13 protein-coding genes are annotated in these 13314 nt (G+C 42.8%); 4 read left to right on the top strand and 9 right to left on the bottom strand.

The window, feature by feature from the left end:
• The first annotated feature begins 7 nt into the window (after positions 1–7).
• A complete protein-coding gene (locus ACRWQL_RS10930) occupies positions 8–862 on the top strand; it encodes a hypothetical protein (protein WP_434949935.1) in 855 nt (284 codons plus the stop codon).
• 103 nt (positions 863–965) lie between these two features.
• Here ACRWQL_RS10930 and ACRWQL_RS10925 read toward each other — a convergent pair whose 3' ends face one another.
• The 7 genes from ACRWQL_RS10925 to ACRWQL_RS10895 form a co-directional block, all read right to left on the bottom strand.
• A complete protein-coding gene (locus ACRWQL_RS10925) occupies positions 966–1439 on the bottom strand; it encodes a peroxiredoxin (RefSeq protein ID WP_434949933.1) in 474 nt (157 codons plus the stop codon).
• Between the two features lie 226 nt (positions 1440–1665).
• Entirely contained in the window at positions 1666–3111 is a 1446-nt protein-coding gene (locus ACRWQL_RS10920; RefSeq protein WP_434949931.1) for an ATP-binding protein, read from the bottom strand.
• Positions 3111–3770: a response regulator transcription factor gene (locus tag ACRWQL_RS10915; RefSeq protein ID WP_434927510.1), complete on the bottom strand. Its 660-nt coding sequence runs from the start codon at positions 3768–3770 to the stop codon at positions 3111–3113. Before ACRWQL_RS10915 ends, ACRWQL_RS10920 begins: the two co-directional genes overlap by 1 nt.
• A gap of 26 nt (positions 3771–3796) precedes the next feature.
• Positions 3797–4627 carry an FAD:protein FMN transferase gene (locus tag ACRWQL_RS10910; protein WP_434949929.1) on the bottom strand — a complete coding sequence of 277 codons (831 nt, stop codon included), beginning with the start codon at positions 4625–4627 and terminating at the stop codon, positions 3797–3799.
• 139 nt (positions 4628–4766) lie between these two features.
• The gene (locus ACRWQL_RS10905) at positions 4767–6071 is read right to left on the bottom strand and encodes a DUF3570 domain-containing protein (RefSeq protein ID WP_434949927.1); all 1305 of its coding nucleotides are present in this window, start codon (positions 6069–6071) and stop codon (positions 4767–4769) included.
• Positions 6062–6301 carry a DUF4266 domain-containing protein gene (locus ACRWQL_RS10900; protein ID WP_434949925.1) on the bottom strand — a complete coding sequence of 80 codons (240 nt, stop codon included), beginning with the start codon at positions 6299–6301 and terminating at the stop codon, positions 6062–6064. Before ACRWQL_RS10900 ends, ACRWQL_RS10905 begins: the two co-directional genes overlap by 10 nt.
• A gap of 3 nt (positions 6302–6304) precedes the next feature.
• On the bottom strand, positions 6305–6748 hold the full coding sequence (locus ACRWQL_RS10895; protein ID WP_226415796.1) for a TlpA family protein disulfide reductase: 444 nt from the start codon (positions 6746–6748) through the stop codon (positions 6305–6307).
• 328 nt (positions 6749–7076) lie between these two features.
• On the opposite strand from ACRWQL_RS10895, the gene ppiC reads away from it, so the two are divergent.
• Positions 7077–7355, top strand: a complete 279-nt coding sequence (ppiC, locus tag ACRWQL_RS10890) for a peptidylprolyl isomerase PpiC (RefSeq protein WP_226412588.1) — start codon at positions 7077–7079, stop codon at positions 7353–7355.
• Between the two features lie 568 nt (positions 7356–7923).
• On the opposite strand, the gene ACRWQL_RS10885 is transcribed toward ppiC, so the two are convergent.
• Positions 7924–8892 (bottom strand): TDT family transporter, encoded by a 969-nt coding sequence (locus ACRWQL_RS10885; protein ID WP_434949923.1) that lies wholly within the window; start codon positions 8890–8892, stop codon positions 7924–7926.
• Positions 8893–9099: 207 nt separating this feature from the next.
• Between ACRWQL_RS10885 and ACRWQL_RS10880 the strand changes: the two genes are divergently transcribed.
• Positions 9100–9996: a LysR substrate-binding domain-containing protein gene (locus ACRWQL_RS10880; RefSeq protein WP_434953365.1), complete on the top strand. Its 897-nt coding sequence runs from the start codon at positions 9100–9102 to the stop codon at positions 9994–9996.
• A 59-nt stretch (positions 9997–10055) separates the two neighbouring features.
• On the opposite strand, the gene ACRWQL_RS10875 is transcribed toward ACRWQL_RS10880, so the two are convergent.
• Positions 10056–12152, bottom strand: a complete 2097-nt coding sequence (locus tag ACRWQL_RS10875; RefSeq protein ID WP_434949921.1) for an alkyl/aryl-sulfatase — start codon at positions 12150–12152, stop codon at positions 10056–10058.
• Positions 12153–12323: 171 nt separating this feature from the next.
• Here ACRWQL_RS10875 and ACRWQL_RS10870 point away from each other — a divergent pair, with 171 nt between their 5' ends.
• A complete protein-coding gene (locus tag ACRWQL_RS10870; RefSeq protein WP_434949919.1) occupies positions 12324–13241 on the top strand; it encodes a LysR family transcriptional regulator in 918 nt (305 codons plus the stop codon).
• The last annotated feature ends 73 nt before the right edge of the window (positions 13242–13314 follow it).

Genomic DNA, 13314 nt, shown 5'->3' with positions numbered 1-13314 from the left:
CCAGATTATGAAATTGATGGTGTCAGTACTCAGTAGTTTATTATTGGCCAATATCAGTATATCCGTTATGGCAAAAGAGAAGGCCTTGCCATTAGCTGCGTCGGTTATTGTCGGTCTTGAATCATATCCAGACTCAGAATATAGCTCAATGTCGCGTGGTGCTGGATTTTCAATCATTTGGGATGATCGCCTTTACAATAATGGGTTCAAGCTAGATGAAAACTACATTCGCGCACGGGCAACCTATTACTACGAAAAAGACTCTGAAAAGTACGATGACGACCGCTATCGTAACTCTATGGATGCTCAGTTCCATTATTATCGTCCTTCTACCAGTTTTGGTGATCAGCAGCAATATATCGTCAGTGCCCACGCTCGTGTTGAAGGCCATTACAATAGCCAGCAACTAGAAGAATTGGAAATATTAGCCATTGCTGGTTTAGGCTTAAATAGTCGTTTTACTGACGTTAACCATTACGATCTTGGCTTTGTACTCGGCGCAGGTTACAGCGAAGAAGAAAAAGATGATGATTGGCCGCGCCAAGAACTTGGCCACGGTGTTGATGTACTTGGTCGCTCTGGTCTAGGTTACTTTGTTGAATGGAATAACGCGTATGCCTTTACCAACAGTGGCGTACAAATAACTGCGTCCTACAGCCATTTCTCTGGTGAGTGGGCTTATGACGACAATCAATTTTATAAAGTAGATCACTTAAAATTTGGCGTCATAGTGCCGTTAGGCAACCAGAATAATTTACTGCATTTCGCAACCGAATATGTCAGCCGTGATTATGAGTTAGATTTAATAGGTTTTGATGATGTGTTGTATCGTGTCGGTGCGGAATATATTCACTACTTCTAAGCCTGCATCGTACTGTTTGTAACCATAAAAAAAGCACGCCAATCAAAGTAATGATGGTGTGCTTTTTTAGTTCATCATCACGTCAAAGTGATGAAAGAAAACCTTATAGGGCAGCTAATACCGCTTCTGCAGTACTGACTTCAAATGCTTTTGGCGCTTCAACATTTAATACTGTCACCACACCATTATCGACAACCATGGCATAGCGCTGTGAACGAACACCACCAAAACCTGCGGTATCCATGTCTAAACCTAATGCTTTAGTAAAGCTAGCATCACCGTCTGCAAGCATAATTAATTCTGATGCATTTTGCGCTTCGCCCCAGGCTTTCATCACAAATGCATCGTTAACCGACACGCAGGCAATAAAATCAACGCCCTTGGCTTTAAGCTGATCAGCTAATACCACAAAACCCGGTAAATGTGCTTCTGAACACGTTGGCGTAAATGCACCTGGTACGGCAAATAAAACCACTTTTTTATCCGCGAATAGCTCAGTAACGTTATGGTTTACCATGCCGTCTTTAGTTAATTGACCTAATGTACCCGCTGGTAAAGTTTGTCCTTGAGTGATCATGTTTGTTCCTTAACGATGAAGTGAAGTTGCAGCGGCATGATAGAAAGCCGCTGTATAAAAATAAGGTTCGATGATTGTGACTGAACATTATGACAGTTTATTGCAATAACTCATTGCAAACGCGTATTTTGATCAGCCATGCAGTCTAACAAATAACCTCATTGTACGTCTGTAGAGATAAATTAGTCCAAACTAATTTATTCGGCTACTAGGTTATCCGCGCTGTCTATTGTGTTGCGTTTGGCCATGACATACTGACGACCAAGCCTTTAGGTTGGTTGGCTGCCAAATGAAGTTCACCGCCATGTAGACTAATAATGTGCTGGCAAATCGATAATCCCAAACCAGCACCTTGGGAGTCATTTTCATCCACCCGATAAAATCGCTCTTTTGCTCGTGCGATTTGCGTCTCACTCATTCCCTTACCTGAATCAGCAAACTTTAAGATAATCTTGTTATCTTGCTCAATGGCTTGAATACTAATAATCGACTCTTTAGGACTATACTTACAGGAATTTTCTATCAAATTTTTACACACTAACTCCATATAAAACTCATCAACCGTGGCAATAATAGAAGGAGAAATATCAATCTGCCATTCGTAGTCGGCGATAATAGTAATAAGCTGGTTTATCGATGCCTCAATGATGTCACTCACTCTACACTGTTGCAAATTAAGCGCCTCAATAGCATCGACTCTGGACAAGAGCAATAACTGTTCAACCATATGGCTCATACGATCCACACCTTGCTCAATCGCACTTAAGTGAAGTTGCGCCTGTTGTGGTTCAGTGACTAATTGTTCAACAGTGTCACCATATAAATCCCTTAAACCATTGTGGTGCAGCTTCACAATAGCTAATGGGGTTTTGAGCTCGTGGGCGGCATCAGCACTAAAACGCCTTTCCCGCTGCATTGCCTGTGATATACGGTGGATATAATCGTTTAAAGCCCGCTGCACCGGAATTAATTCAGTAGGCAAAGCAATATTGATGGGCGATAAATCCTGTGGCGCGCGCGTCAGTAAATTAGCTTCGAGGGTTTTGACTGGTTTAAATAAGTAATAAGTAATCAATAGAAACACCAACAACACGACTGGCATCACAAGGAACGGCACGGTCCAGGTATTCGACATCATCTTAGCTAACAACTCTTCGCGAACATCCTCACTTTGTGCAGTAACAATCCATATCCTATGTGTTTTGGAAAAATAGCTAAACACGTGCCACAAGGCATTATCAATGTTGCGTAACTCATACCCCTGAACCAAACGACTTAGTGATTTTTCACCGGAGCTATCTGAATAAACTAATAATTCCCCTGACTCGCTCAACAGTTGAAAAGACATTTTGTTTTCATACATCAAGTTGGCTGTGGTCGACTGCTCTGCAAAGGTTTCAATATCGGTTTGTTGCACATGCAGTTTTATAGGCTGTTGAATAAGTTGTTTAATTTTTACGTCGGTAAACTCACTCACATAAAACAATTCCAGCACTTTGGCTGTTTGCAGCATTTGCGCATCAAATAACTCTTCTATTTGTCTACTAGCATCATCTCGGCTGAGTAAATTAGTGATAGCCACGGTAATGATAATGGCCGTTACCATAGCAACGCCCATTAGCATGCGCAGCGAGTACAGCGAGCTTAAACCCCGATTCGATTTTACCGACATTAAACAACCTCAACTAAGGTATAACCAATACCGCGCACTGTTTTGATGAGTTCGTTAGCCATTTTCTTACGTAAATGATGAATATGCACTTCGATAGAGTTACTGCCAACCTCATCCCAGCCATAGGTTAATTGTTCAAGTTGAGAGCGCGTTAACACTCGCCCTGCGGACTGAGCAAACTCAAGTAATAATTGATATTCTCGTCGTGAAAGATGAACGAGTTCACCACGAAAATGCACTTCACATTTAGAAAAGTCGATACTTAATGCACCATACTCAAATTGATTATGGTCTAGGCCATGCTGTCGCCTCACAATAGCGCGCAACCTTGCCGCTAACTCTCTCACGTCAAAAGGTTTACTTAGGTAATCATCGGCCCCCATATCTAAACAAGCCAGGCGCATATCAAAATCGGTATTCGCGGTCAGCACAATAGTCGGAATAGACACCCCGTTTTTGCGCCAACGCTTAAGTAAATCAGCGCCATCACCGTCTGGTAAGCCTAAATCAAGAATAATCACGCTAAAGTCTTCATAATCCACTGCCGTTAAGGCTTGTTGATATGTTGAGAGATGATCCACTTGCATACCAAGCTTAGATAAACTTAAGCACACTCCCTGCGCTAATAATGCATTGTCTTCAACCAGTAGCACCCGCATGACCTTGTCCTTTTTGATTCACTCAATTATCTAAATACTGTAAATTTCACTGACTGTTGTTCTAAAAATAACTCAGCATTCGCGCCCTGTAACATCGCCATGGTGGCTAACATTCCGGCGGTGACACAATTAGGCCCTAGTACAGTGACAGAGCGGGGCGCATTAACGACTGGATAGCCCGTTGTTGGGCTAATAATATGCCCATAACGTTTGCCATTCACTTCAATAAAACGGCGCGTGTCACCACTGGTGGCAAGCGCTCCCTGGTTAATACTAAGCACCGCTGCGGCATTATCTAAGGCGTTAGGGTTTTCGATACCAACTTGCCAAGGGGAGTGTGATTTCTCAACTAAACAATGAATATCGCCGCCAAAATTCACTAATACCGAAATATCTGGCCACTGAGCCGCTAATAAATGAGCCACTTTATCAACCGCATATTCTTTACCAATACCGCCAAAATCAAGGTTCATTGCCGCCGGCATCTGAATATTAGCTTGATCAAAATAGACCTTAGCAAAATTAACATTTGTTTTAGCCTGAGTAATAGTCGCGTCATCCGGTATCGAAGACTGCCCATCAAAGCGCCATAAGCGCATTAATGGCCCTGCACTGATGTCAAAATCACCATCACTTAATTGGTAGCATCGCTGGGCAAACGTTAGCAATTGTAGGGTTTCTGTATCGATAGGGGTAGCAGCACCATGGGCATTATTTATCTGCCATAGGGGGTTATGACTTAAAAAACGGCTATATTTTTGCTCAATGCGAATGGCTTCCTTATGGGCAATATCCAACATAGCTTGGGCTATATCGGCGTTATCTGTTGCCATTAATAGCTCACAAGGGCTTGCCATAGCGCGAAAACACCCTAAAAAGCCCCAACTGCGACTCTGTAAAGTCGCTGAAGGGTTTGATTAGCATCATAAGTCTGATTAGCACTCAAATTGGCACCGCTCATTAGCGCATAGTCCACAAACACATTATGTGTTCATCTTAAAACGAATAACTCACTTGTGCCACAATCGCTTTCACCGCAGGGAATTGTTCAAATTGATTCAACTGCCCAATCAACTCAGTGCCATTATTTTCTGGGTTTTGCTGGTAGTACTCTAAACGGTAGCTTAATTCATGTCCGCCAGATAACCGTTGACCAAACTTTAATCCCACCGTATACGCGGTCATATCACCAATACGATAATCTGCGCTGGCAAATTCAGGTAACGGCTCATCCGCCAACAAAAATGGCTGATAAAAGTTTGCTGCTTGTTGTTGGTAGTAACGTAAGTGTATCTGAGCATAAATACTCGGGCTCAAATAATAACGATAATGGGTTTCCAAGGTATGTGATGAAATATCCCAATCATCGGTACTGTAGCGATAAGAAAAATCAACTACACCAGAATCTAACGCGCCTTTGGTCATTAAAAACACACTGTGTTTTAAGCGATCTTCAGGGCGATTCTCATATAGGTACGCCTGTGTGGTACCGCTGTTATCCACTTGAGATAACACCTTGTATGGGTCGCTCATGTAACCCGACACATTCGAAATACCATAGTTAGCTTGCATTAACCAAAAGCGATTAATGTTTTGGGTTACCCCAAGCATTAGGTCAATCGTTTGCTTGTCATCGGTACCCGATTGACGCGTGTCATCAAATGCAGCTTGAAACGCGGCTTCAGTATCATATTTAGATCTCAGTGCCATTTCAGATAACGCCACAGGTCTGCCACCTACGGCATCAATGGTATCTTGGGTAAACGCCCCTGATAACGCCACGATTGTGTTGTTTTTATTAAAGCTACGCTCAAGGCCCGCATTTAAACCTAACGATAAATAGTCAAATTCGGTTGAGCCGTTTAAGCCCACGTTTAAGGTCCAATCTGGATTAAGTACTTCCATCCAGTTCGCGCTTAATTGCACGCGCGTATCGTGGAAAGTGTCATCAAGCGGCGTTTCACCAGGGGTAACGGTATATTCACCATTACCAGAAGGGCGAGTAAAGGTTTGGCTACTGTCCTGCGCCACCGCACCTGACGCCGATGCCCCCGTTAAACTGTCCACCACCAGCTTCATGTCTAATAATGAGTTATCGCCAAACGATTTCTGCACATTGCCGATCACTTCAGCGGCTTGCACTCTATCTTGCTCGCCGTAATACATAATGGCGGCATCCACTTTCCAATCGTCTGATTTTACGGTGTCATTAAGGTCTGTCGCTTGAGCACTAGGGTTAATTAAGCTGCAACTCGCCATAGCTATGGCGCCAGCTATATTGCGTTTTTGAGTTAATTGCATCCGCAACCTCCGCCCGCTAATGAGCGACCACCACTGGTGCCTTCTTTACTAAAATAAATATGATCATCTAAGGCCATATCAAGCTTTTCACTGTCTAGAGCCATATCAGCTCTTGCAAGTTGATCTTTTTCCCAGGGCTCAACACCTAAGGTTGAGCAAGCCGATAAACCGGTTAAAATAACAATAGCGAGTCCAGCTTTAATATTGAATCTAATCAAATTTTTTTTCATAAACTACTCCACCAACAACTGTTGAATTTCTTGCTCATACAGGGCTTTTTTATCATCATAAAAACCCACATGCTTTTGCACTAATTCGCCCTGGCGATTGAACAAAAAGCTGCTCGGCATGCCTTGTAAATCAAATGATCTCGCCACATCGCCTTCGGGGTTATAACGCACAGGAAAACTCGCGGGTAACTTTGTTAAAAACTGCGCAGCAAGCTCAGGTTCAACATCTAAATTAATCGCCACCACAGCTAAACCTTTGGCAGCATATTTGGCGTGCATCTCGTTCATCCAAGGGAAAGATTTGCGGCAAGGTCCACACCAGGACGACCAAAAGTCGACATACACCACTTTGCCCGCAAACTCCGACAAGTTAACGGTTTCACCCTTAACATTTTGCACAGCATAATTTAATGCGGGCGCAGCAATGCTTGAATGTGCAAACGTCATCACCCACAAAGCGCTACAGCATAAGCACAATGCATTGATGGTTTTTCGAAAAGACAGTAACGAAATTTGATTATGGATGGCTGGCATGATTAATCCTTATAAACCCTATATTGGCAATCTATCGGGCCAATCTTAAGGCTTTCTTAAGGAAAAATGATAAGTGTTTATTTTGTAAAATCAGTCAGTAGCATAAAGTGATATGCCAGCATCATTATGCTTAATTCGGGCGAATTAAGCAGATAAATATCATTCAGTTTGCAAGGTTAGCAACAGGCATAAGCAATGATATAATGCCGTCATTAGCGACATTTTATAAAAGGTTCACATCATGGCACGCACTGCTAGCGCATTACACATTTTGGTCAAACACAAAGAGTTGGCCGATGACATTATGGCTAAACTTAAAAAAGGCGCTAAATTTGATGTGCTTGCAAAGCAACACTCTAGCTGTCCATCGGGTAAAAAAGGCGGCAGTTTAGGTGAATTTAAACAAGGCCAAATGGTACCACCATTTGATAAGGTCTGTTTTAGTGGCGAGCTCATCACGCCGCATTTAGTTAAAACAAAGTTTGGTTGGCATGTGGTAAAAGTGCTTTACCGGACCTAAGAGTGAACATAAGAGTTCGCGTATGAGTAAGCGACCATGATTTACTGATTGCTGCGCTAAAACAGATCAGGGCTAACTAAGTGTTGCGCTAAAGCTTGTCGGCCATGTTAAACAAATCAACCGAGTAGTGCTTCGCCCACAGCAGATTCAGACCGCAGGTTCCTTTTCGTATTTACAAACTCCGTTTGGATATACGAATGACGCGATCACATGGATGTGAGATAGCCACCTTATGTGCAAGCACTTCCGTGACACGCTGCAAGTACGTCCCTGTAAGCTCAACGATGGCATCCCTGCCATCGACGGTCACAGCCGCGCTTACACCTAATATTCTATTTCTTCCATTTGACTTCATTGGTAATAAAGTGGGCTAAATTACTGAAAGTAATGAACCAGAGTTGGCTGTCTTAAACACCGAATTTAGTGGGGTCAGGTAAACATTCCTATTCACTAGAGGCATTATTTTAGTGGGGCTGGTAAACCTTTTCAAAAAAACCTTCTAAGCCACTTTTGTCTAAAAATATTTTAAGCCCTATGGCTCATCGAAAACCTATCCCAAAAACACTGATTAACTAACCATCGTTTTCACCCTAAACGGCTGATAAAAATACAGATATCGTATTGCCACATAGGCCACTACCACGGTTGCGATGACTAGTTCTAACTGCGCTAATCGGCGTACTTGATCAATATAATCCACTGCTATATTGGTCGTTTCCATCCAGGTGACCATTTTGAATAATGCAGTAGAGCCTATCACCATAGGGAAAGTAAACGCTGCGTAGCCGGGGCTAAATGGCAGGGTAAGTAATTTAATAAATGCCAGATAGATAACGCTGGTCATCAACACTGCAATGCCAAATAGTAAGGCGATAATGGTAGGTGATGGCGTAGCCGATACGGTTAAATATCCTGCTAATGACAAACTGGCGGGGGCGGCTAACACAGCCAAAGTTGGTTTGGCCGCATCGGGCACTTCATGGCTAAACATCAAACGATAGATCATCAGCGGTAACATCACAGCATACGTCGCCATGCCAAAGATTAAGGCGATATGGGCAATTAAGGCTAATTGTGGCGTACCCGAAAATGACACGTCGGCAACGATAATCCCTACGGGCGGTATAAACCAACTGGGCACCATGTGATGGAGTTCGAATGCTTTCGCTCTGTGATATAAAAAGCTTATTAAAAATACGATATGTAAGCCAACGGCAAATAACCATAACGCATCGCCTGCGAGTAAATAAAACTGCCCTACCGAGTTAGACACTACCATAGTCGCCATGGCAAATGTGGGGACCACACTACCAATCACGGGATGGGCTAAATCCTCTTTTAAGGTATCGGACAAGACGACAAACTTCATCGCTAACAGCAGAAGTAACACGCTGGCAATGGCCGCGCCTATCAGTTGACCATAACCATCTAAATTGGCGAAGTTTTCCCAACACCAGCCTAGACTGGCAATCCCCAAAGCTAAGCCGGCCATAGGCGTTGGCGCTGTAATTAATTTACCTTTAGCCATGTTTATCATGCTGACCTCTCACTGTTTCAATTAACGCGCGAATGTGTTTCTTAATGAGATATTACCCTTGCTAATTGTTTATATATATCCAATTATTAATGACGTGCGTTAAGAAATACTGAACGATATACTAGAGTATAAAAATAAATTAACACTAGGTTCATCAATGGCGGCGTTGATGATAACGATAAACGCGAGGATGGTATCACTATGGCCATGCACATATCTTTGAAGCAGCTCAATGTATTTCATGCAATTACGCAACACAAAACCTTAACGGCTGCAGCAGAACAGCTTTGCTTATCTAAAGCCGCTATCAGCATGGCGTTGGCAGAACTTGAAAAACAACTGTCTCATCCATTATTTGATCGGGTAAACAATCGGCTTATTCTTAATCAAGAAGGGCAACAGCTGTTACCCTTGGCAGATGAATTACTTAATCGCGCCCTGCAGATCACGCATCTTTTTAGCGATAATCCAGCCTTGTACGGCAAGCTCAGGCTGGGCAGTAGCGATACCATAGGCAATCATATTAGCCCGTATTTACTGAGCCAATTTCGGCAACAACATCAGCATTTATCGCAAAGCTTATTTATTTCAAACTCTGCCACTATTTGCCAAAAGTTAGTTGATTTTGAGCTAGATATTGCCCTTATCGAAAGTCAAACCCATCATCCAGATTTGATTTCAATCCCTTTCAGTCACGATGAAATGTGCATTATTAGCGCCATCGATCACCCACTAGCTAAGCAAAAAACGCTGACAATAACAGACTTAGAACATAGCGATTGGGTGTTAAGGGAGCCCGGCTCAGGCTCACGCGAGGTTTTTATTAATACTCTGGCACCGAAACTTAACCATTGGCAGCTCGCCTTCGAAATCAACACCACTGAGGCATTGATTAGCAGTGTTTCAGCAGGGCTGGGATTAGGCTGTTTATCCACTTTGGCGGCACAATATGCCATAAAAAGTGGTCGAGTTAGCCAACTGACTCCGCCTATTAGCATGCCACGCCGCTTTTGGTTTTTAATCCATAAAGACAAATATCAAAACCCACTGCTTAAAAGCTTTATGGCTTTTTGTCAGCAATGGCAAGCTACAGGACCAAACTGAACCCCATAAAAAAACCGCTCAATGAGCGGTTTGTTATTACGGAGTAAGTTAATCAGTATTTACTTACTATCATGACCATGGTGACGGTCATTGTGTGCTGGCTTGGCGACATCTTGCATGTAGATAGCACGATTAGCTTCAATCACTTTATCTGACGGTAATGGCACAATCTCGAATGCGGGGTCAAACTCTGTCATCACTTTCGCTAAGGTTTCTAAGAAAGATGCATCACCTTTAATGTTAGCCGCTTTACTTGCAAGCAAGTCTTTAACCGTTGTTTGCTTAAGGTTCAGCTTAACGATGTCAGATTGATTAATAGTCAAAGTCGCTGTTGCTGTGTCTTTTACTTTATCAATTTTAGCGTTGCTTAAGTTACCGTTCGAAAGCTCAACCACGAAGATTTCTTTGGTGTCTGGAAGGACTAAGTTAACTTCAAAGGCATATTCTTGCGCTTTAATTGAATCCACTTTAATCGCTAAGTAATCCAGTAACGACCCGACTGGCATTTCAGCAATAATATCTGCTGATGCTGATTTAAGCGCACCCGCTTGACGACCAATACGCAGCTCCTGTGCCCCTGAAAGGTACACGTTTCTCCAACCTGCGCCTTCCGATTGATAACCTAACTGTTCATAAGTATCAGCCAGTAGCGAACGCGCATCGTTGTTACTTGGGTTACTGACAACCACTTTGTTTAATGCTGTTGCCACAAAGTTATATTCACCCTTGGCAAAATCGGCTTTAGCATGCTTCAGCACGGCTTTTTCACCTCCCATGTATTCAACAAACTTAGCCGCTTCCGCTTTTGTTGGTAATGGATTTAGGTTAGCAGGGTTCATGTCAAAGTAACCCAAGTACATGTTATATACGGCGCGTGCATTGTGCGAGTAAGTCCCGTGGTAACCATTGGTGTGCCATGCATCTTTAATTGATTGCGGTAATACTTTTTGGATTTCCCAACCAATATCTTGCAATACCACGCCATTATTAGCCAAACGTAATGACTGGTTATGAACAAAACCATAGTTGTCACGCTGAAGTTTTAAGAAATCATTAATATCATTGTTGCTCCACACTGGTGAGCTGTGCGCTGAGAATAAGAAGTCTGCTTCACCGCCCCATTCTTGGATCATGTTATTGATTTCTTTCGACCACTTAAGCGCATCACGAACTTTAGCGCCGCGTAAGGTATACACATTGTGCATGCCTTTGTAGGTCACTTCCGCTGCCCAAATCGTCTTCATGCTGGGGATATAAGCGACGGCTTCTGATACGGCTTCAGTGCCTGATGCATCCATAAACACCACTTCTAAGCCGTCAATCACTACCGTTTCGAATTTACCCTTTAAGTTTGTTTCGTGGTGTGGCAGCACATAGGTGATCTCGCCTTTAGCAATACCGTTTGATAAGGCGGCATCAACAATAGTGGTTTCTGATGGCACCATAGTCGCACCGTATTGATAAGACGTGCGGCGAGACATGGCATTACCCGCTAGTACGTTTTCATCAACCATCTCTTTGGTGATATTGGCTGAACCGTACACTTTTACGTTAGGAAACATATCTTGTATTCCACGAGAACCCCCAAAGTGATCCGCATGTGAGTGCGAATAAACCATAGCGACAACAGGATCATTATTACCAAAAGGCAAGTTTTTAAGGGCGAAGGCTAACGAGGCTTTGGCTGATTCGCGTGTGGTTAGCGGGTCAAATACAATCCAACCATTATCGGTACGCACTAAGCTCATGTTGGCTAAGTCAGTACCACGAATTTGGAAAATGTTATCGTTCACCTGATACAAGCCATAGGCTTCATTATTCATCTGCGCCTGACGATAAAGCGATGGATTAATGGTATCTGGTGTTTTATCACCGATAAATTCATAGGCATCGGCTAATAGTGCTGCGGTTGCTGCATCAAGCGGGGCAATCAAGTTGGCACGGCCTTCTTGAAACGATTTAGTATCGTCAAACTTTAACCCCTTGGCAAACTCAGTATTGTATGCTTTGGTCGCCTGAGTGGCGGGCTTACCTTGATACATAAATGAGGTTGTTAATGCATGTTCATCCTGGCCAGCAGCGTGGTCATGTGCCACAGCTGAATAGCTAAAAGACAAGCTTGAAATAACGATTGAAGCAATAACTGACTTGTTCATAATTAATCACCCATATTGAGGTTGCTACTTGATGCCAAGCGAATAATCAAAGCGCTCGCTGACTTAATTGCGTTCATCATAAACTGTTAACAATTTAGATAAACAAAGGTAACTATGGTTGATTATTAAGTTATACTTATGAATTAACGCCCGCAGCCATGGTGAAAACTTATGTCAAACAAGATTGATTTGAATCTCTATAGAGTGTTTTCGCAGGTATACCATCACCAGTCGATCACCCTTGCGGCTGAACAGCTTGGCGTGACTCAAGCGGCGGTCAGTGGCTCGATTAAGCGGTTATCAAAGTTATGCGGCCAAGACTTATTTATTCGTAATGGGCGCGGTATTATCGCCACCCTATACGCACATCAACTGATGGAGCAACTACTGCCTTCACTTGAAGTGTTAGAAGGATTAGTTGAAGATACTAAGGTATTTGATAGCAAAAGTTCTCGTCAGCAATTCACTGTTCTAGCCTTCGAATCCATCACAGATCAATTGCTACCGCATACTTTGCATTTGCAAAAGCTAGGCAATCCGTTAATCACCTTTAAAGATCAAAATACCAATGAAACACAAATCAATGAGGCACTATTTTCCCAACAAGCCGATCTCGCCATTGATATTACTGATAGCCGCGATAACACCTTAATTTACCAACCCCTAGCCACGGATGAAATTGTATTAATTTGCCGCCATAATCATCCACGCATTAATGGTAGTGTTAGTGCTGAACAATTTTTTTCTGAGCAACACATTAAGCTCAATCTCACCCGCGCAAATACCTCGATTGTTGATTTTTATGCGGAGAATAATCTGTCTACCCGAAAAGTGGTGGCTGAGTGCAACTCGTTACTCTCGTTAATTTCTTTGGTGGCTCAAAGTGATTGTATTGGCGCCTGTAGCAAATCATTAGCCCATAAATACCAGCAGGCTTTTAATATTCAAATTATTGACATGCCGGTTAACATTAAACCGATACAATTATCGTTAATTTGGCATAGACGACAGCGTAATAATCCTGCGCATAAATGGTTGCGGGACACCATCACTGAAATATACCGGCATCATATTGGTCTAACGCAATGATGTTTAATCAATGAGCGATAAACAGCTCACTGTTGAATAACAAAAAAAAGCCTCGCATTGCGAGGCTAATTTA

This window comes from Shewanella sp. HL-SH4, from assembly GCF_051164845.1.
Classification (GTDB): domain Bacteria; phylum Pseudomonadota; class Gammaproteobacteria; order Enterobacterales; family Shewanellaceae; genus Shewanella; species Shewanella glacialimarina.
This window is presented reverse-complemented; position numbering and strand designations above follow the sequence as displayed.